Source organism: Nostoc sp. CCY 9925 (genome assembly GCF_963920935.1).
Lineage (GTDB): Bacteria > Cyanobacteriota > Cyanobacteriia > Cyanobacteriales > Nostocaceae > Nostoc.
In genome coordinates this window covers 43,815-64,611 of record NZ_CAWUDO010000004.1, presented here as the reverse complement: position 1 = coordinate 64,611, position 20,797 = coordinate 43,815, and the positions used below count along the sequence as shown (strand labels likewise).

The 20,797-nt window shown below is 36.5% G+C and carries 18 protein-coding genes and 1 pseudogene; 7 read left to right on the top strand and 12 right to left on the bottom strand.

Going from position 1 to position 20,797, the window contains the following annotated elements:
* Positions 1 to 442 precede the first annotated feature (442 nt).
* Positions 443 to 1,081 carry an SIS domain-containing protein gene (locus ACM0OY_RS03370; RefSeq protein WP_414567479.1) on the bottom strand — a complete coding sequence of 213 codons (639 nt, stop codon included), beginning with the start codon at positions 1,079 to 1,081 and terminating at the stop codon, positions 443 to 445.
* A gap of 487 nt (positions 1,082 to 1,568) precedes the next feature.
* Here ACM0OY_RS03370 and ACM0OY_RS03365 point away from each other — a divergent pair, with 487 nt between their 5' ends.
* From ACM0OY_RS03365 to ACM0OY_RS03345, 5 genes are all read left to right on the top strand, one after another.
* A complete protein-coding gene (locus tag ACM0OY_RS03365) occupies positions 1,569 to 2,324 on the top strand; it encodes a sucrose-phosphate phosphatase (RefSeq protein ID WP_414567478.1) in 756 nt (251 codons plus the stop codon).
* Positions 2,325 to 2,329: 5 nt separating this feature from the next.
* Positions 2,330 to 2,476, top strand: coding sequence for a hypothetical protein (locus ACM0OY_RS03360; RefSeq protein WP_414567477.1), 147 nt, complete (start codon positions 2,330 to 2,332; stop codon positions 2,474 to 2,476).
* 280 nt (positions 2,477 to 2,756) lie between these two features.
* Positions 2,757 to 4,211 (top strand): glycoside hydrolase family 13 protein, encoded by a 1,455-nt coding sequence (locus tag ACM0OY_RS03355; RefSeq protein ID WP_414567476.1) that lies wholly within the window; start codon positions 2,757 to 2,759, stop codon positions 4,209 to 4,211.
* 4 nt (positions 4,212 to 4,215) lie between these two features.
* Positions 4,216 to 4,344: a hypothetical protein gene (locus ACM0OY_RS03350; RefSeq protein ID WP_414567475.1), complete on the top strand. Its 129-nt coding sequence runs from the start codon at positions 4,216 to 4,218 to the stop codon at positions 4,342 to 4,344.
* Positions 4,345 to 5,544 carry an acyltransferase family protein gene (locus ACM0OY_RS03345; protein WP_414567474.1) on the top strand — a complete coding sequence of 400 codons (1,200 nt, stop codon included), beginning with the start codon at positions 4,345 to 4,347 and terminating at the stop codon, positions 5,542 to 5,544.
* A gap of 882 nt (positions 5,545 to 6,426) precedes the next feature.
* On the opposite strand, the gene ACM0OY_RS03340 is transcribed toward ACM0OY_RS03345, so the two are convergent.
* A complete protein-coding gene (locus tag ACM0OY_RS03340) occupies positions 6,427 to 7,221 on the bottom strand; it encodes an SDR family oxidoreductase (protein ID WP_414567473.1) in 795 nt (264 codons plus the stop codon).
* Between the two features lie 440 nt (positions 7,222 to 7,661).
* Positions 7,662 to 7,955, bottom strand: a complete 294-nt coding sequence (locus ACM0OY_RS03335) for a hypothetical protein (protein ID WP_414567472.1) — start codon at positions 7,953 to 7,955, stop codon at positions 7,662 to 7,664.
* Here ACM0OY_RS03335 and ACM0OY_RS03330 point away from each other — a divergent pair.
* Positions 7,891 to 8,363 (top strand): annotated as a pseudogene (locus tag ACM0OY_RS03330) (IS4 family transposase); the annotation flags it as partial. The gene ACM0OY_RS03335 and the pseudogene ACM0OY_RS03330 sit on opposite strands and share 65 nt — an antisense overlap.
* Before the next feature lie 118 nt (positions 8,364 to 8,481).
* Here ACM0OY_RS03330 and ACM0OY_RS03325 read toward each other — a convergent pair.
* From ACM0OY_RS03325 to gmhB, 7 genes are all read right to left on the bottom strand, one after another.
* Entirely contained in the window at positions 8,482 to 8,754 is a 273-nt protein-coding gene (locus ACM0OY_RS03325; protein ID WP_414567471.1) for an acyl carrier protein, read from the bottom strand.
* Between the two features lie 134 nt (positions 8,755 to 8,888).
* Positions 8,889 to 10,505: an amino acid adenylation domain-containing protein gene (locus ACM0OY_RS03320; RefSeq protein WP_414567470.1), complete on the bottom strand. Its 1,617-nt coding sequence runs from the start codon at positions 10,503 to 10,505 to the stop codon at positions 8,889 to 8,891.
* Positions 10,506 to 10,599: 94 nt separating this feature from the next.
* A complete protein-coding gene (locus ACM0OY_RS03315; protein WP_414567469.1) occupies positions 10,600 to 11,247 on the bottom strand; it encodes a hypothetical protein in 648 nt (215 codons plus the stop codon).
* A 61-nt stretch (positions 11,248 to 11,308) separates the two neighbouring features.
* Positions 11,309 to 12,655, bottom strand: coding sequence for an MBOAT family O-acyltransferase (locus ACM0OY_RS03310; RefSeq protein ID WP_414567468.1), 1,347 nt, complete (start codon positions 12,653 to 12,655; stop codon positions 11,309 to 11,311).
* Positions 12,656 to 12,859: 204 nt separating this feature from the next.
* Complete coding sequence (locus tag ACM0OY_RS03305; protein ID WP_414567467.1) at positions 12,860 to 14,032, bottom strand: hypothetical protein; 1,173 nt, start codon at positions 14,030 to 14,032, stop codon at positions 12,860 to 12,862.
* Positions 14,033 to 14,134: 102 nt separating this feature from the next.
* Entirely contained in the window at positions 14,135 to 15,421 is a 1,287-nt protein-coding gene (locus ACM0OY_RS03300; protein ID WP_414567466.1) for a glycosyltransferase family 61 protein, read from the bottom strand.
* A 189-nt stretch (positions 15,422 to 15,610) separates the two neighbouring features.
* Entirely contained in the window at positions 15,611 to 16,144 is a 534-nt protein-coding gene (gene gmhB / locus ACM0OY_RS03295; RefSeq protein WP_414567465.1) for a D-glycero-beta-D-manno-heptose 1,7-bisphosphate 7-phosphatase, read from the bottom strand.
* A gap of 591 nt (positions 16,145 to 16,735) precedes the next feature.
* Between gmhB and ACM0OY_RS03290 the strand changes: the two genes are divergently transcribed.
* Positions 16,736 to 17,341, top strand: a complete 606-nt coding sequence (locus tag ACM0OY_RS03290; protein ID WP_414567464.1) for a hypothetical protein — start codon at positions 16,736 to 16,738, stop codon at positions 17,339 to 17,341.
* Between the two features lie 264 nt (positions 17,342 to 17,605).
* On the opposite strand, the gene ACM0OY_RS03285 is transcribed toward ACM0OY_RS03290, so the two are convergent.
* The gene (locus tag ACM0OY_RS03285; RefSeq protein ID WP_414567463.1) at positions 17,606 to 19,510 is read right to left on the bottom strand and encodes a transketolase C-terminal domain-containing protein; all 1,905 of its coding nucleotides are present in this window, start codon (positions 19,508 to 19,510) and stop codon (positions 17,606 to 17,608) included.
* Positions 19,511 to 19,568: 58 nt separating this feature from the next.
* Positions 19,569 to 20,768: an acyltransferase family protein gene (locus ACM0OY_RS03280; protein WP_414567462.1), complete on the bottom strand. Its 1,200-nt coding sequence runs from the start codon at positions 20,766 to 20,768 to the stop codon at positions 19,569 to 19,571.
* Between the last annotated feature and the right edge of the window lie 29 nt (positions 20,769 to 20,797).

Sequence of the window (20,797 nt, the reverse complement as noted above, 5' to 3'; positions counted from 1 at the left end):
ACTTTGACCAATTTGAACCCGGAATGCTTGATTAGCAGAAGCAATAAAAGCCCATTAGCCAGGGGAATTTTCCGACTCTACTTAAAGGCGGAACTTTAAGCACTATGGTTGCCATCGCCCACAGTGCAGCGTCGCTGATTGCTATTTCAAAAAGTGCGCCAAATCCTGAAGCGCTTATCTTGTAAAGCTTATAGAATACTTTGCAGTACTCGTGTCAGCTATATTCGCCCATAGTTAGATAAACTAAACCATTTAGTTTGCCCTTGGTCGCAGCTACCTTCACACTACACCCTGTTGTCGGTAGATAGCAAACACCTCGCTACAAGTCTCAAAATCAAGGCTATTTTCGCTATTTATTGCTAATTTCATTTAGTATTGATACAAATCAAGTTAACTATTTCAGCCCGTCATTAGTCAATTTTATTGGTAATACCAATTATTTTTAACGAGAAACTTCATATTGGCTTGTACCGACATCCTCACTAGGAAAAGCTCCTGTAATCAAGCCATCTATAATGCAGTGACAAATACATAAATGCATGATTTCTGCAAACCCATAGGACATAGTTGGAACGTAGAAATTCAGATGTCCTAATTGACGCAAGGGGTTATGAGGTTGAAAGGCTGATAAAGTAATTACATGACAGTTCATTTCGATTGCTTGACGCACACCAGCAAGAATGTTTGCTGATTCTCCAGAACTGCTAATTGCAAATAAAATATCTCCAGATTGGGCAAATGTAGAAATTGGCTTGCTAAAAACTTGTTCGTAGCCAAAATCATTGCTAATGCAGGTAACTAAGGCGCTGTCATTGAAAGCGATCGCGGGAATGTTACCATTGCGCCAGTAGTCAATTGCCTGATGACTAGCTACAGTTGCACTTCCTCCATTACCAATAAAAATAACTTTTTTCTGCCGCTGATTTTGCTGGCTTACTAAATTAGCAGCTAAATTAATGCCTTCAGAAATTGAAAAATATTCGCCTTGATAATTTGTAACTTGAAATTTTTCTCCCAGGTTAGCTAGTTGGCTAAAGTATTCCGTGGAAAATGAATATAGTTGTTGCTGTACTGTCGGCATTGATTCTAGATATTAGTAATTACACTTTTCTATATATACTAATTTTCATATTTCTACAATACAAAAAATTATAAAATGGTAGATGCATTATTTTTGGTGGTTGGGCATCAAGGCTTCTCAAATTACTATTTTCATATCATCTTACTTTTGTGATGAAAATGCAATATCAAAATCAGACAGTTAAGTAGACAGTTAAGACATTTAGGACAGTTAAGACAGTTAAGAGCTAAAAACAGGGAGGAATCGTAAAAACAGTTAAATGATTTTACCTAATTTGATTTTGTGTTACATTAGTTAATCAAATATCAAAGTTTGTAATTTTAATTGTGCTTGATAGATGATATTAAACATGTAGAATGATGCTGACCATCAAAACAAACTGAGAAAATGTTGTCATGTAGCAGTATTGTCTACTGCTTTATATAATTGAAGAAATTTTGAGTATTGATGTAAATAAAATCGGCAACATCCTCATTCAGGAGTAACAGTGGCTAAATTTTTATTTGTAACCGACTTGGATCACACCCTCGTCGGTGATGATTTAGCATTGGAGAAATTAAATCAATGGTTAAGCGAACAGCGTCAAAACTATGGTACTGTTATTGCTTACACGACAGGGCGATCGCTTCCCCTTTATCAACAACTAATTGCCCAAAAAGAACTATTAGAACCTGATATATTAATGTTGGCTGTTGGTACAGAAATTTATTACCCAGGCAGCGACACCCCTGATTCTGAATGGACAGCTAAAATTTCTCCAGGTTGGGATAGAGAAAAAGTAGTAGAAATAGCCAAGCGGTTTCCTTGTTTTGTTTTTCAACCTCCCCTAGAACAGACTTCGTTCAAAGTTAGCTATTACACCTCCTTAGATGGCTTAGCTGTTACAATTCCTCCATTAAAGTCAATGGCTAAGAATCAAGGCTTAGCAGTCCAAACGCTAGATTGTTATGGTGGTGGATTTTTAGACATATTGCCTGAGTCAGCCAATAAAGCTTCAGCTGCTATTTATGTGCAACAACGTTTAGGTTTTACTGATGAGCAAACTATTATTTGCGGAGATTCCAGTAACGATTTATCCATGTTTGAAAACATGCTTTGTCCGGCCATTATTGTTGGTAATGCCCAAAAAGAAGTATTAGCATGGCATGAAAAAGCCCCACTAGGAAAACGTTATTTGGCAAAAAATCATTTTGCATCTGGAATTTTAGAAGGATTAGAGTATTTTGGATTTTACAGAGGATAGTTGAGATGAAAACTATTGTTTATCAATCTTATTGCGGAGATGAAACACTGGCATGGCTGGAAAAGTGTATGCAGACAGTCAAAGATTGGGCTGAATTGAAGGGCTTTGACTACCAAAGAGAAGACAATTTTTTCGACTATGTTCCAGATTGATATATAGAGAAAGCCCAAGGAAAAATTAACGTCTAGGAATCCATTTTTTTACCAATATTTTACCAATCATTTATGACACCCACTCGCAAAATAGCCGTAATTAGTAGTAATTCATTTTCAGGTAGTGACTTTATTGATTTGTGATTGGAAGATGAGAAAAATGAGGTAATCGGCATTAGCCGTTCTGCTGAAAAAAGTAAACTTTTCCTTCCTTGTTAAAATATTTTCCCAGCCCTCAATCCCAAAGCTGGGAATTTTACCCACAATTATCAAGAAAATTATGCTGTTTAAAACACCTGATTGGGTCAAACACGCCATCTTCTATCAAATATTTCCTGACCGCTTTGCAAGAAGTGTTCCACCAGATCAAAATTGGTTATTGAATGTACCATTAGAAGATTGGAATGCTCCTCCAACGGTTCAAGGTTATAAGGGGGGAAATCTTTGGGGAGTGATTGATAAACTCGATTATTTGCAAGATTTAGGTATTAATGCAATTTACATCAATCCCATCTTTAGCTCTGCAAGTAATCATCGTTATCATACCCTCGATTACTATCAAGTTGACCCTTTATTAGGAGGTGATGAAGCCTTTACAAGTCTCCTCAAAGAAGTTCATCACCGTAATATTAAATTGGTTTTAGATGGCACTTTTAATCATGCCAGTAGGGGATTTTATTTTTTCAACGATATTTTAGAAAATGGACCCCATTCTCCTTGGGTAGATTGGTTTAAAATTCTAGGCTGGCCTCTTGCACCTTATGATGGATCTCGCCCTGCTAATTATGCTTCATGGTGCGAGCATCGTGCTTTACCAGAGTTCAATACCAATAACCCAGGAGCGCGAGAATATATTATGCGTGTGGGTGAACATTGGATTAAACTCGGTGCAGATGGTTGGCGTTTAGATTCAGCTGATTACATCAAAACCCCTGGATTTTGGCAAGAATTTCGTGACCGAATCAAAGCAATAAATCCCGAAGCATATATTGTCGGGGAAATTCCCTTGGAGGCGAATGAATGGTTAGATGGTACACAATTTGATGGTGTGTCAAGTCTGCCTTTTTTACTCGCTACCACTTCTTTTATTGTAGGCGATCGCTTAGTCAAAGGTCATTTCAAAGAATATCCATCACCACCTACTATAGATGCTGCTGGATATGCAGAACAAATTAATCAATTGTTGCAACTTTATGATTGGGAAATTCAGTTAAGCCAACTCAACGGCTTAAACAATCATGATACAGCAAGGTTAATAGATGTTGCCGGTGGCGATCGCGCCAGTTTATATTTATCAACGCTGCTACTATTTACTTTTCCTGGCGCACCTTGCATATATTACGGCGATGAAATTGGTTTAACCGGTGGTTACGATCCTGACTGTCGTAAAGCTTTTCCTTCCCCAGAAGCATGGGATCGAGATACTTTAGAATATCACCGTAAATTAATTAAACTACGCCATACTCACCCAGCATTGCGAATTGGTAAATATCAAACTTTATATGCTCAAGCACAAGTTTACATTTTTGCGCGGATATTAGAAGCAGAAATATTAATTATAGCTGTCAATGCTGGTGATGAAACCGCCAAAGTTAGTATTCAGCCTTCATTGTCATCCCAACCTCAGCAAGTGTTATTTACCTATAATTCTGGTAACGCCAATTGGAGTGATGAAGCAACACAAACAAGTCTGAATTTTACACTTGCACCCCGCAGTGGATTAATTTTAGGCTAATTTTATGATGAAATCTAACCACTCATTACTATTAGCAACTGACCTAGATGGCACTTTTTTAGGTGGTTCTGAACAAGAACGAGCCGAATTTTATCAATATATTCACGACCAGCGCGATCGCATTTTTCCTTAAATGTTCAAATCATCTCCTAATGTCAAGGAAGTATCTAATACTATACGTGGCTATATCCCCGTATTGAATGGCTATCGTGGCGTTGCTATTTTGTTAGTTTTTCTGCGTCATTGTATTTCCGAACCTGCTGCTGAACACGTTAACTTTGTAGAAAGTTTTTACATAAAATTGATGGGTTTAGGTTGGTTTGGGGTAGATGCTTTTTTTGTGCTTTCTGGGTTTTTGATTACAGGAATCCTCCTTGATAGCCGCGAAAAACCGAATTATTTCCAAAATTTCTATGCCAGACGAATACTCAGAATATTTCCCGCTTACTATGCTTCCTTGAGCATTTTTTTAGGAATAATACATCCACTAATTCGGAGTTATGAATCTCCCAATCACCTAGATAGTAGCCAAATTTGGTATTGGTTTTATTTAGAAAACTGGTACTTTATTTTTCAACAAGACTTTCTGGTTGGGCCACTCAACCATTTTTGGACATTAGCCATTGAAGAACAATTTTATTTTATCTCTCCAGCGCTGATTTATTTTTTGCCTTCGAGACTGTTAAGCTGGTTTTTTGGTACAGTCATTTTGTCGGCGGCTTTTTTTCGCTGTTGGTTGTTATTGACCCATCCCTTAACTGATAGCCTTTTTAATAGTATCTACATTAATCCTGTCTGCCGTGTGGATGCTCTAGCAATGGGTTCTTTGATAGCTTTGTGGATGCGTTCAGATAAAATACTTCCTCGGCTATTATCTATTTCGCCAAAAATCCTGTTTGTAACTGGCATGAGTTTGGGCATTATAGAAATTTTTTCAGTAGGACTTGATACATTAAATCCAGTGCTGCTTTCATTCGGCTTTTCTCTAATAGCTATTTTCTTTGGTTCACTGTTAATATTGTCCATCACACAATCAGTAAATAGCCTTTTAGTCAAATGTTTAAATTGGTCGCCCCTACAAAAATTAGGTACTATTAGCTACGGTTTTTACATTTATCATTTTCCTATATCGTGGATGTTGTGCGACAGAATTTATGAATACGCCGGTAACTCTTTTATTGTGGGACATTTAGCTAATTTTTTCTTTTGTGGACTGTTGACTTTATCTGTTTCTCTTGTCAGCTGGTATTGTTTAGAGCAGCCTATTCTTCGTCTTAAGAAATATTTTCCAACAAACCGGGAAAATAACTTTACTTCTAGTATTAATGCTTGAAAAATAATTACAACAATCCCAAATCTCAAATTAAAAATAGTATAATCCCTCTTCTGTCACTTTGGGATAATCCAATCTCTCAAACGTTTACGGGGCTTTGGTTTTGACTTTTTGTTTAGGAATTTTAGTTTCTGTTAGGAAATAAAGCCTCAAATCTGGATTAAATCAGAGTTTCAGAATTTGGCTTCGATTATTGTTTTCCGATAGTAACAGAAGAGGGATAAGGAAAGAAAAATCATGAATGTAGCAACTCTCCGCTTTCCCATTGACATCGATGCTTACAAACCGTTGAAGGGGTAGTGTGAAGGTAGCTGCGACCAAGGGCAAACTAAATGGTTTAGTTTATCTAACTATGGGCGAATATAGCTGACACGAGTACTGCAAAGTATTCTATAAGCTTTACAAGATAAGCGCTTCAGGATTTGGCGCACTTTTTGAAATAGCAATCAGCGACGCTGCACTGTGGGCGATGGCAACCATAGTGCTTAAAGTTCCGCCTTTAAGTAGAGTCGGAAAATTCCCCTGGCTAATGGGCTTTTATTGCTTCTGCTAATCAAGCATTCCGGGTTCAAATTGGTCAAAGTACCAAATCCAATTGTAAATTCGGTACTTTTTTCAAGTGTTAGTAGCAGAAAAATTCCTCAATTTTAAACTACTATACAGTTTAGTTTGCCCCTGGACGCAGCTACCTTCACACTACCCCATCTTGGCGGTTTCCGTCGATTGCAAAGTGGCGAACCCGAAAAGCGAATTATATCATGTCCGTTCAAATAAACGTCATTGCGACCGAAGGGAAGCAATCCCAAAAACTCTGCGATTGCTTCGTTTCACTCGCAATAGACTAATTAAGGATGATATGACGGACATGGTATTAATCGACTACTAGCCCTTGTGCCAAGCGAACAATCTAAAGCCGCCGCTAGCTTCCAAATACTGACCAGTCACCCAGCGGCCATCAGGAGAAGCGAGAAACGCTGCTACATCAGCAATATCTTCAGGTTCACCGACGCGACCGAGGGCTGTAACATTTTTGACAAAGCTTTGCGAGTCTGGGCGATGTAGCCAACTAGCATTTATATCGGTATCTGTGACACCAGGAGCCAAAGAGTTGACAGTGATATTACGTAAGCCTAATTTTGCGGCAAGTACTAAACTTAAAGTGTTAATTGCTCCTTTTGTCAAACAGTAGGCAGCAACGTTGTCGGGGAAAGCGATTCGGGTGACGACAGAAGAAATATTAATGATGCGACCGCCATCTCGTAGGCGAGGTAACGCTTGCTGTATCAAAAAGAATGGTGCTTTAACATTCACAGCAAACACCTGGTCAAATATTTCCTCAGTCGTTTCTTCAAAACTGGTACCAGCACGGGGACAAATACCAGCATTGTTGACCAGAATATCAAAGTTTATAGAACCTGTGCGCTCTTTAAGAGCGATGTCAAGCGATTCATAAAGAAGATGTACACCGTTAAGGGTATCTAATTTTGCTTCAATAGTGAAGGCTGAACCGCCATTAGCCTTAATCTCGCTAACGACGGCTTCAGCGGCAGAACTGTCATGTCCATAGTGAACAGCAACCAAGGCACCTTCTTTTGCCAAACGAATAGCGATCGCTTTTCCAATTCCTCGATTCGCACCAGTTACTAAAGCAACTTTGTTTTCAATAGTTTTACTCATATCAGCCTCTTATAATTAATCTGCAAAGTTCTTGTAAAAGCAGTATTAAATACAATTTACTGCTTGCATATTTTTGCATCCTTATAGACGCAATACTGCTGTAATATTTTGTATTTAATAACCGAAATTATCCCAATTAACTAGGGTAAACACTGTTGAAATTACTATATGCTATATCTGACGGGGTGACAATACACGGTGAAGAGCTTGTGGTGTAAAGAGTACAGCAATTCATGGTAAAAAAAGATAGGTCTCAATTGTCAATAAGACCCATCTAATGATAATGTTACCTGAATTTTACCAAAATCACCTCAAAAGTCAACTCAAAGAGAGAGAATTTATATTAATTATAATTCTCTTAAATATTTTACATATTTACGTTATGGCATTGCCCACCTTGAGGTGAATTGAGAATGATGCAAATTCTCAGTTAAGCAAATTTAATTTTCAACAGCAGTTAAAGAAACCGGCTCAACTTCAACCTCAGTACTCAAAGATTTTTGTAAAGATTTTGGTAGATAAACCAGCAGTACAACCGTCTTGAAGAATAGGAACAATGACAGTGATAGCCAAACAATATGATTATTATGAAAATACCACACCGCCATAACTGAGGGCAGAAATTCTAAAGCAGCAGAAATTAAGCTGACGTTACGAACAACTTCCCCTTCTGCTAAATGGAAGCGTAAACGTTTGGGAGTTGCGCCAGAGGAGGGTTGGTTTATCCTTAGCAATTTAGATGATTTAGATTCCGTTATTAGAGCTTATAAACAGCGTTTTGACATTGAAGAGATGTTTAGAGATTTTAAAAGCGGTGGTTACAATTTGGAAGATACTAATGTATCAGGTGAACGGTTAATTTCTCTAATATTATTGATCTCACTTGCTTATACGGCTGCAACTATATCTGGACAAAAAATTAAACGCATGGGTGTTCAAAAATATGTTGGACGAATTAAAGAATCCTTAAGGATTTTTCGACGACATAGTAGTTTTTATATTGGTCTTTATGGCGACAATTGGGTTAATTTCATGGAAAATTCTTATGAGTTAGTCACTGAATTATTGAGATTAGTCCTAATAAGCGGAAGTACTATCAGCAAGGAGAGAGGGCTATGAGGCTTATTCTATCTCCATCCTAGCCCTTTTTGTAGCCCCGCAAGCTACTTCCCCCTCCCTATTCTCTGCCCACACAAATAATTTCATAAATCAAATCAGATTCGTAGTAGGCTGATAAAAATTAATAAGTATAAGCCAAAATCAATCTACTACTTTTTTAACAACCAAATGCTTAATAGCGTTAACAGATTCAAAGTTATCTAATAATAATTCTTTTGAATTTAACGTAAAACCAAACTTTTCTTCCAGAAAGCTAGCTAGCTTAAAAATGCTTATTGAGTCAATAATTCCTGCTTCAATTAAAAGCATTTCATTGGAGAAATTTCTATCCCCTCTATTGTACATAAAATTTTGAACAATATGCTCTTTAATTATTCTTTCTATCTCTGCTTCGGTGTACTTGTTTGTCGGCATAATTATTAAGATCCTTGTTGAAATATTTTTCAAGTATTTTTAATTTATTCAAATAAGCCAATATAGATTTTTTAGTTAGAACGCGGCACTTTTTATTCGGATCGGGGTTTTCATGAAATGCTAAAAAAAGCTCACTATGCTTTTAAATTTTTCTCAATGGCTTCTGTGCGTAGTAAATTCCTGTTAATTTTGCCTGTGACTGTTTTAGGCAAAGAGGTATGGCTAAAGTCAATATTCTCAGGAATCATGTATTTGGGAAGACGCTCTGCACAAAAATATTGCAAATCGTGTTGTTTCAAATTACTCTCTTGTTTGACCACAACTATAGCCTCGATCCGATTGCTGATTTGTTCGTCAGGAATGGCAATAACTACTGCTTCTTCAATATCTGGATGGCTGTAAAGCGTAGTCTCAATTTCTCCCAATTCAATACGGTATCCCCGACTTTTAATTTGGTAGTCACCACGATCTACATAAATATAATTGCCATCTGCATCTTGTTTCACTATATCGCCAGTACGGAACACAATTTCTTCGCCCAGTTGTGGGTTAAGTACATAAGGAACCAGAACCTCTTTGGTTTTTTCAGGCATTTTCCAGTATCCTTTCATGAGTGATGACCCTCGCATACAGAGTTCGCCACTTTCTCCAGGATTAACAATTTGATTCTCTTCATTAAGCACAAATAAATCAATATTAGGGAATGCTTTTCCAATAGGAATTTTTGTCATTTCTGGAGTAATATCCCCAAGTAAATAAAAGCTACGAGGGAATGCTTCTGTAGAGCCGTAGAGATGATAATACTTAGCCTGGGGAATCGCCTTCATCAGATTATGAAGATATTTTTGAGGAAATATTTCGCCACCAAAGATAATTATTCTTAAATCGGGAAATTTATACTCCTCTAAATTTCCCCGGAGTACAAGTTGGGTTAGTAAAGATGATACTGAAGACCAGATTGTAATTCGCTGATTTTCTGTAAACTTGCTTAATTCTATTGGCAAAACTGAAAGTTCAGAGGGAACTAAAATTAGAGTTGCTCCTGCCTTAATGGGCAAAAAAATATCAAAAATTGAACCGATAAAATAGATAGGAAACAGGCCGGATATCCGATCGGTAGGCTGGACATCAAAACCTTGATAAAAGCAGTTAACAGAAGTCAGCAAAGCTCGATGACTAATCATTACCCCTTTTGGTTTGCCAGTTGAACCTGAAGTGTACATGATAGTAGCTAAATCTTGGTCAATCAGAGCAGTTGGCGATAAAGGAGAGTCAGGCGATCGCAATACCTCTTGCCATGTAACTATATTTGTTGGGAAAAGCTCACTTTCACTTTCTGGTATACCTAAATCTTGGAGAATGACGCATTGTAGATATTGAAAAAAATTATTATCTGTTACGTCTTCATAGAGTTTGGTAAGCTTTGGGCTAGTAGTCACCAGAGCTTTTAGCTCGCAATCTTCAATCAAGAATCTCAGGCGCTTAACTGGAGCTAATGGATCTATAGGAACATAGGCAGCGCCAGCTTTCAGTATGCCGTAAATAGTTATTACTGCTTCGATGGATTTGTTTAGACAAATACCAACGCGATCGCCCTTGCCTATTCCGGCATCATTAAGAACACGGGCTAACTGATTAGAAACTTTATCTAGCTGTTGATAAGTTATACTTTGATTTTTATAAATTACAGCTTCTTTCTCTGAATAATTTCTGGCATTTATTTCTAATAAGTGTTGGAGTAAATATGCCATGCTTACTTTCCTAAAAAGTATTTATGATCTACGTGGTCTATAATTAATTCCTAACAAAAGCTCTCTCGTGATTTTTTATTTATACCGAATAGATTTATCTTGCATATGTTTGATATTCTAACTTACTATACTCTCTGTAATTACTAGATATGCCAAATTTTTTTCCTAAGTTCAGCATTAAGCAGCGATTAGATGTTATAGCAGAGTGAAACACTCCCTGAGGAATAACCACAATCGGAATATTATTAACACTCAATTCTGGTGAAGAGGATAATTCAATTACTCTAGTTAGCCCAGCTTCTTTAAGTTCTTCGTAACTTCGATAGTTAGTAACTCGAAGACTAGCAAGCGTAATAGGCTTTTTTTTTGATTTTAAATATATCACATCTTCGTATACCGATTTTAAATCAATGTTTGGTAGCTCAATAACTTCAACACTATGTGAGCCTTGCAATAATATTAACCAATCTTCCTGTAATCCATGCCAATCAAAATCAGCGTTAGCTCCTCCAGATACTTCAACCCAAGTTTGAATATTTCCTGGGTTATTAGCATAAGAAAGCTCAATTAAAAGCTCTCCTTTCTTAATCTTAAAATTAGTGCAATATTCCGCAGGAGTTGTAACGTAGGCTTTGGGAGATATAAGTTTTTTCAAAAAATATTCATTGAGACTGACTTCACAATCTACGCTGCTCGGATCTCGATCGTATATGGTGTTATTCTTTTTTTGCTCGATTTCCATAGTATTTTAACTGAATTATAAAACTACATTTTCAAAAGTTGGGAAACATCATTTCAAACAATTAAAACTGAAAGTAGACAAAGGGTTGAGGACTCATTGCTGCAAACCGAAGTATTACTGAAACTAACACTCCAAATAAAGCTGCAAAACTCCAGTTGGGAATTTTTTGCCACCAATCAATTCCGTCAAGTTTATAGGCTGCCCAGTGCATTATGATTAAAGGTAAAAAAATCCATGCAACTTGGATGTTTAAGTTTTGAAAACCAGGAGAATTTAAGAATATAAAGGATTTCCCCACTTGCATAGCAGTCGCTAAATCGTTACTCCGAAACAAAATTGAAGAGGCACAAAACCAGTAAAAAGTCAGGGGGATACCTATCATGTTTCTTAAAGGTAGTAACCACTTGTAGGGAGCAACCCAAAATGACCATTGCTTGTGAACAATTAAAGCAATTCCATTCAATCCTCCCCAAACGACAAAATGCCAAGCTGCTCCATGCCAGAGTCCTGATAGGAGCATCGTAATAAAAAGATTTCCGTAGGCAACCAGTTCTATTCGTTGACTTTTTCTTAGCGCGACCATTAAAGGAAAATAGACATAATCTCGAAGCCAACTGTAGAGGGTAATATGCCAACGTTGCCACAAATCAGTGACACTACTGGAAAAGTAGGGAAAATTAAAGTTCAGAGGTAGCTTGTATCCCAGTAAACCTGCACAGGCGATCGCCATATCTGAATAGCCAGAAAAGTCGCAGTATATTTGTACTGCGAAAGAGATAACAGCAATCCAACAGCTTAAAGCGGTATAATTTTCTGGGTTTGTAAAATATTGATCTACTAGAGGAGAAAGATTATCGGAAATACAAGCTTTTTTAAAATATCCTACTAAAAATAGTGTTAAAAATCCTCGAACATCAACATCGTTTAGATTTTTTGGGGTTAGTAATTGAGGCAAAAAAGTAGATGCACGGACAATAGGGCCTGCAACCAGTTGAGGGAAGAAAGTTACAAATAAAGCAAAATCCCAAAAACTTCTAATAGGTTTGAGTTTACCAAGATATGCATCAATCGAATAGCTTAAAGTTTGAAAAGTGTAAAAACTAATCCCTACTGGCAAAATGATTTGAAGGGATTTAATACTAATAGGTAAACCTAAAAAATTTAATAACTGTGAGGCAGAATCAGCAAAAAAATTATAATATTTAAAAAATCCTAATAAACCTAGATTTGCAACTAAGCTGAGTATCAACCATCCTAGACGTTGATGCCGATTTAGCGGTTTACTCAGCAGTGCATTCCAAGAAAATACATTTATCCATCTGTTCTTCGTTTCTCCGTACTGTATTGCTTTACTTTTTTGAATTTCTTGTCCTGTTATTGAAAAATCAAGCTGTGGTCTAGACAACATCAAACCGACAAAGTAGTCAATCACTGTCGAGAACAATAACAGGAAAAGAAAACGCCAATCCCAAGCACTATAAAAAATAAAACTACAAAGTAGTAACCAAAATTTACGATGATTGGATTGCTGTAAACCCCAGTAGATGCAGAAAACGATAAGGAAGAAAAAAAGAAAACGAAATTCTGTAAAGACCATATATAAATATAAATATTAAATTTTTGTTGGATTTTTAAGATGCTGAGAAAATTCTTCTGCTAGAGACAACGTGTATTCCTTAGCTCCTTGGTGATTTAGATGTGCAGCATCGACTCTTCTATCGAGTTGAAATAAATTAGCAAAAATGTTGGGTTTATTAAAAGCAAATAAGGTAGAAATATATCCTAAATTATATGCTTGTATAATAGCAGAATGATTGTAATTAGCCTCTAAAGTTGGAGGAATAACAAATATAGGCTCAATTTTTTTTGAAACATGTTCATTTTGGTGTTCAATTCGTGAAACAATTGTTTTAACAATTTTTATTCCCTGGGCATGAGAATTTTTATCTCTTATTAACATATTTGTTTGGCTGAAATTTTTTATTTTTGCTAACTCTTCTTGTAAATCTTTTTGATATTTATTAGATTTTTCTACGTTAAAGAATCTTTTCTTCCAATTATCAAAGTCTTCTCTCCAATCTATTGCATAATATCCAGATTCTTCGATAATTTTATCCTCAGATGTTGCTGATAATGAACCTAATGAGTCTGTTTTTGTTAAACTTAAACTTAATATTTTTTCATTCCACCAATTAGAAACCCTAGCAATACCTAGCCATCGGTAAACAAAGCTTTGAAAATTAACATATATTTTTTTAGCTTTCGTTTTCCAGCTTTCATTAGTTTCAAGAGTTAATTGAAAACTTTCTATGGTTTTTTGAGGAGTGTGCCAGTAAATATCTGTAAGAGATCTAGGAAATTCAACTATGTACAAATCAAGCGCACAGTCTAGGAATATCCACTTTAAATTTGCTGGCTTTATAGCCAGAATCTTTTGTAAATAAAAATCAACTTGTGATGCATTTGCACCTTGAATACCAAAATTAAAAGATTTTATATTGCTACCTTCTTTTACCATAAATTCATCAAACAATTTTGGAATAACTCCAAAATGTGTAGCGCTTCCCCCGATGAAAATAATATCATAATCATCTTTATGCTCAGTGAAATATTTCCATTTCAGACTAGTCTCATCATGGTTTTGAGGTGTATCCGAATAGGGAAAAACTGTATTTAATAATCCAGTAGATAAAATTAAAAAAAACATAAAGATTAAACTTAAAGAAAATATAATTAATGGTTTTAATGAAAATGATATATTTTTTAAATACCTGCTTTGAATCATAAATTTACTTTAAGAATAAACTATTTAGGTTGTTCTGCTTTGTTTTTATTAGTTTAACTAAGATTAATCCACTGCGTACTGCAAGTTTAAAATTTAAGATTATTACACTTTGCTCATTCTATAAATAATTTTGTTTAAATCCTCACAATTAATAATAATATCTTCATTTTTTGATTCACAAAACATACAAGTATAATCAAATCCTAACCCTTGAGCCACTGTGTAATAAAAATGGCTAATTTTCTGGCCAAAAAGCTCAATTAAACTTAAATTTTTGGAGAAAATAATATTTGTGACTCCACCCCCATGAGGAGCAATAATAAATTCAGCTTGAGCAAATAATCTCACTTGATCTGCAAAATCTAAATCTTCAAGAACATAAGGAACAAAACCCATTTTAGCTAAAGTATTTATTACTTCTTCTTCATTCAGAATGCGCCGAGTATTGGCTTTTCTCCGGGAAATAAAAATCTTCGGACTCAAAAACAGGTTTGGATTTGCATAAGTATCGACATTACTCAAAATACGTTCTCTTAACCAATGACAAGCTTTGATGGAAATACGTCCTCCTTCCCGTCGTTTAGAGCAAATAACTAATTCGTTAATTTTCGCTCTAGTTCCATTCCATTCGATATAATCTTCTGGACGATAACCCATCAATTCGAGAGAACGAGTTTCCCAAGGTGGAGGGTTTTTATCGATAATTAATTTTGGTTTTTTGCCTGTTTTTTGAGAATAATATTCAAGCACTTCTAATCGAGTTAAAGCCTCATATATCCAATGGGCATATAAAGGACTCCAATAATGAACTAGGGAACAAGCTAAATCTATATGCTCTATATTCCCAACTGGTGTAAGATATTGAGAATTAAAACCTTGTCTCAGTGTGGAAATGGCAGTATGTTCTAAAACATCTACTCTATCTAAAGCTGTTTCTAAGATAATTTTTTTATCTTCTGTAAATCCAATAGCATGAATCCCAAATAATTCTATATTTTTGACAACCGCAGCGAAAGGATTAGTAAATTCAAATTTACCTTCTTTTGCTCTAAATGCGGACGGAATTTTTTGATAGCTGATAGCTGGTTTAATCTGAATAATTTCTTCATACTTTAATTGATAAAGATTATTCTCAGCTTGAGATTGTTCGAGCAAATCTATCCTGGAAATTAAATTTTGATGAAGATAATTAAATAAAATTGAATAAATAAACCGAAGAAGAGGTAATTGCTGATATTCTGCTTCTAATTTGGGAATGTTATTTTCCCTTTTATCTTTTTCCATCTCATCTGTTGGGGTGATGAGATGCTCATTAATATATTTTAATAAAGCAGGATATATTAATTTAAATATCAAAAATTCTTGTAAATAGCGCCAAGGTTTATTCATCTGACTATAGCCTTCTGAGTTGAAGTTGCAGCAACGAAGTAATCTTGTTATTTTTTAGTAGGAATTGATGGAAATTCTATGAATGTTTAATAAATAAATTTATGTTAAATCAGAATTAGCGGTGCGTTAGGCTGCGCCGTAACGCACCCTACTATATTTATCTTATAGGCGTGGGTACATAAATTATTTTTAAATGAAATAGCTGAGTTGGAGTAAATTATCCAGCCGAGCCGAGACTATTAATTGTTCTTCAACAATTTCTTGACTAAGTAAATAAAATTTACCGATCGCTGCTGCTTTAGCAGCTTCCATATCAGATATTTTATCACCAATCAAGATTGAGTTTTGCAGGTCTATTGGATATTTTTCACAAGCCTGCTCAATCATTCCTGGGGATGGTTTACGACATCGGCATTTTTGACGGTAATTAGATATGGCAGCTTCGGGATGATGCGGGCAATAAAATACATCAAGCAATGGTACACCTTGTTTTTTAAATTGTTCGCACATCCATGCAGTTAGGTCTAAAAAATCCTGTTCGGAATAATAACCACGAGCAATGCCTGACTGATTAGTAATTACAATCAATTCATAATTTAAATCGTGCAATAGACGACAGATGGTAAACAGACCATCAATAAATTCAAACTGCTCGCGTTTAAAAACATAGCCGTAATCAACATTGATAACACCATCGCGGTCAAGGAAAGCTACTTCGATCATTTGACTAACTTTATTGTTGTTACGACCTGCATTAGCATCCAAGTGGAGCCAAAATTAAGTAAATTGTAGTCTTCTATATTTAATTTAAATTATCTAAAAATGCTTGTTGAAAAGTAAACACAAAAATTAATGCTTTAAGCGGTAGCGATAACCCTTGAAATAATTTTATCCCAATCCCTCCCATCAATTAATTAGCAACTGGAATTATTTAGAATCACAACCAAATTGATGGGGCTAAAATTTTTAAATCCTTTATATAGCAAGGATTGTAGAGCATGTATTTCTCTTAAAAACTGTCTTAACTGTCTTAACTGTCTTAACTGTCTTAACTGTCCGCAGATTTCTCTTAACTGTCCTTGACTTTAAGTATTTTTTTTTGATATCTGTATTCATACATAATTCTAGTTAAGGAAAAAATATTTGTTTAAACAAGAATAAGGGTTATTAAATAACCTTGATTTTCTTTCGTTCCTAGTGCAGGCTTTGAGAACAGCAAATTTTCTATTGCCAGCTTTCTCCTTTCTGCTTTTTAGCCAGAATAAACTGTTGCAATTTAAGCATTAAATATTTTTCGTCGAAGGAATTAAGAACATGGCGGATCAATTTGAGCAATTAAGACAATTAAGACTTCAAAAGCCAGTCAATTATTACACGTATTGGGGCTTAGAGGCAGACTTTTCAAAACCTGGACTTATTTCCCCAGAGAAACAGGAAGAATTACTTGAAAAGGGAGAATATTTCGTTAGTCTGAAAGAAGATGAAGTTCCACCAGTAGATAATAATTATACCTGGGCGCAAATCGAAAAAGAAAACAAGGATTGGTGGCCAACCCATTGTGCAGCTTTGAGAACAGGAGGAGACAGAGGAAACAATATCTTAAGTGGTGAGTATCATAAAAACTTGGTTTATTTATGCCAAGATGGCCCCTTTGTTGGTACGGAAGAGCAAAAAGACCGAGAGACACATTGGTGGGCATTGCTTTCACAGCCTGGAGTGACAATGTGCTGGCCGATTGTCTTTTTTTGGCGTGAATTTGTTCACTTTGAATGGAAGTGTGTGGACAATGCGACAAATGAAACTGCTTCCAAAGGATTAGTTGTCTGGATACGCCGGGGACATCGGGGTGGTTGTTACTACAAGAGCGAACAACTAACCTTCTACCGCGATGTATATGCGCCACAAGACCTATTGCTCTAACTTTTCACGGCATCTGAAAAATGCCATTTTGAGCTTTTCTCAAACCCTAATTTTTACCTTAGCTATTTTCATTAACTTAGAGCTATTGAGAATTAACCTCTGGAAAAAATCACGTTGTTTCGCGGTTTGAGAACTTGTCGTGAAAAGTCAGGCCTATTACCACCCGAATCATGATGGTAATTTTTGGTGTTGTGGAAGTTGTAACTTGATATATTTAGATCCCCGACTTCTTCAAGAAGTTAGGGATCTAAAAATACTTAACATCTAACCAAGCAGCTTTTTGACTTGGTTCATAATTCCAATAGCATCAATACCTTGATTCGGTAATTGTTCCCATACTCCACTACATCCTTCTTGATGGGTACCCATGTATGCATATTTGGGAGAGAAACCTCTCTCTAGTAACCAGGAACCAAAACGAATTCCTAAACCTGTGCGACGATTCAAGGATTCCACAACTAAAACAAAGGGTGTGGAACTAATCTTTGCTATGATTTCTTCATCAACCATATTTAAGGTTGACTTGTTAATTAAGCCGACATCAATGCCTTGTTGCTTGAGGTTTTCTACTACATTCAAGGCGCGATAAAGTACTTCGCCAAAACTGACGATGTAGCCGGCTGTACCTTCGCGTATCACGTCATCTTTGCCAGGAACAAAGGTATAGCTTTCTCCAAACAAAGGTTTGCCCTCAGTATCGAGGATATCGGGGACTGGGGAACGGCTGGAAAAGAGAAACCTTAAACCAGGTTGATGGAATATAGTTTCTACACAGGCTTTCATTTGTCCGCCATCGGCTGGGTAATACAGACGGGTTTCGTAGCCGTCTTCTAAGCCGTTGTCTGCAAACATGTTATTCAGACCAAAATGGCAGGTGTTGTCTGCTAATTCATCTATGCCACTGTGGGAAAATTGGCACAGAACGTTAGATTTATTCAGCCGTGCCATTGTGATTTCGGAAATGCACATTTCTAAAAAGGCGCTGTAGGTGCTGAAAATGCCTTGTTTTCCCTTTTCCATCCCAAACCCCGCCGCCGCCGCGAAGTTTCCGCGTTCCATGATACCGCCGTGATAGAAAATTTCTGGATAGGCTTGACTAATTTTGTTAATCCCGCAAGATTCTCCTAAATCGCTATCAATGCACATTACCTTTTCTTGGCGTTCGGCTGGAGTCATCCCACTGAGAATTGAAACGACGGTAGCATCAAAAATATGGCGAGTTTTGCTGCTAGAACCCGTAAAGGTGTAGCTTGCTTTGAATGCAACAATTCCTTTGAGATAATTAGCCGCTTGAGTGTGTCCGCGAGTTTCGAGATATGCGATCGCCAAATCAGGCGATAATGCATCATGACCAAATGGCGTACCTTCTACCCCAGCAATACCAGGACACATGGGACGTTTATTCACAACTGCTACTGGGCCGTTTGTGGTAGCTGCTTCACACAGACGACTATACAAATCATCTAAATCTTCGCCTTGTCCTATTAGTACAGTTAATCCGTGTCCTGCTAAGGTTTGACTGACATCGTAGCCTGGTAAATAATCTGAAGGATATCCGCTACAAGTGGAATTGTTATCGTCAATAATTAATTTGACATTGAGATTCTTGGCGACGGCTAAACGTGCGGCTTCGGCGTTATTTCCTTCTTGCTGCGAACCATCCGATCCTAGACAGAATACTACTTGTTGGGGATTGGCGATCGCAACTCCATTCACATAAGGCCACAAATGTCCTAATCTACCGGCGCTAAATTTCACGCCAGGAGTGCGTCCTCGTTCTGGATGAGCAAGCAGTTTAGAATAGGGTTCTCGATAATGCAGCAATTCTTCCACATCAAGATCCCCATGTAAAGTAGCCATTAAATATTGTGTGGCGACTCTGTGTCCTGCTTCATCGAAGAAAATCGGCACAAATTTATCTGCCGATTCCCGAAAGAAAGCATCTAAAATCATCACTTCGGGAACTGTATCATAAGCTCCTCCTGTATGACCGCCTACACCTTTTGCTGCTGCTATGGCTGTAAAGAAAACAATAGTATCTCGGCAAAGTTGAATATTAGCTTTCAACGTTTCTCGTTGTTGATTCGTCAAAGTTGAATTAGTCGGATCTAATTTCAACTGTTTGTAAGCATCTAAGTCAATGGGAAAACGGAGTTTTGTTACAGTCATTGATTTTTGTAGTTTATATTATTTTGCATTTTAGATTTAGGATTGCCGCAATCATTTTTCAAGCATTAACACCAGAACTCAAGTTATTTTCCGGGTTTGATGAAAAATAAGTCTTGAGACGAAGGATAGGTTGCTCTAAACAATACCAACTGACAAGTGAGACAGCTAATGTCAACACTCCACAAAATAACACAGTAGCTAAATGTCCCACGATAAAAGAGTGACCCATGTATTCATAAATCCTCTCACAAAACATCCACAATATAGGAAAATGATAAATGTAAAATCCGTAACTAATAGTACCTAATCCTTGTAGCGGCGACCAACTTAGGCATTTGACCAAAAGGCTATTTTCTGATTGTGTGACGGACAAAATTAACAGCGAACCAAAGAAGATAGCTAGTATAGAAAAGCCGATTGATTCAAGCAATGGATTTAATGTATCAAGTCCTCCTTGAGTGATTTCTATAATGGCCAAACTAATAGCACTCACAATCAGAAGTATTGGCGAAATCGATAATAGCCGAGGAAGTATTCTATCTGAACGCATCCACAAGGCTATCAAAGAACCTATCGCTAAAGCATCCACACGACAGACAGGATTAACGAATATACTACTAAAAAGGTTATCAGTTAAAGGATGAGTTAATAACAACCAACTGCGAAAAAAGACCGCAGACAAAATGACTGTTCCAAAAAACCAGTTTAAGAGCTTGCGAGGCAAAAAATAAATCAGCGCCGGACAGATAAGATAGAATTGTTCTTCAACAGCTAAACTCCAAAGATGGCTGATTGGCCCAACCAGAAAGTCTTTTTGAAATATCATGTACCAGTTTTGTAGGTAAAACCAATACCAAATTTGGCTACTATCTATATGATTTAGAGATTCATAACTCCGAATTAGCGGATGTATTATTCCTAAAAAAATGCTCAAGAAAACATAGTAAGCGGGAAATATTCTGAGCATTCGTCTGGCATAAAAATTTTTGAAATAATTCGGTTTTTCGCGGCTATCAAGGAGGATTCCTGTAATCAGAAATCCAGAAAGAACAAAAAAAGCATCGACTCCACACCAACCTAAAAACATCAATTTTGCGTAAACTTTTTCTACAAAGTTAACGTGTTCAGCAGCAGGTTCGGAAATACAATGACGCAGAAAAACTAACAAAATAGCTATGCCACGATAGCCATTTAATACGGGCATATAGCCACGTATAATACTAGATACTTCCTTTACATTAGGAGATGATTTTAACATTCGGGAAAATCCCAGAAATTATTTAATTA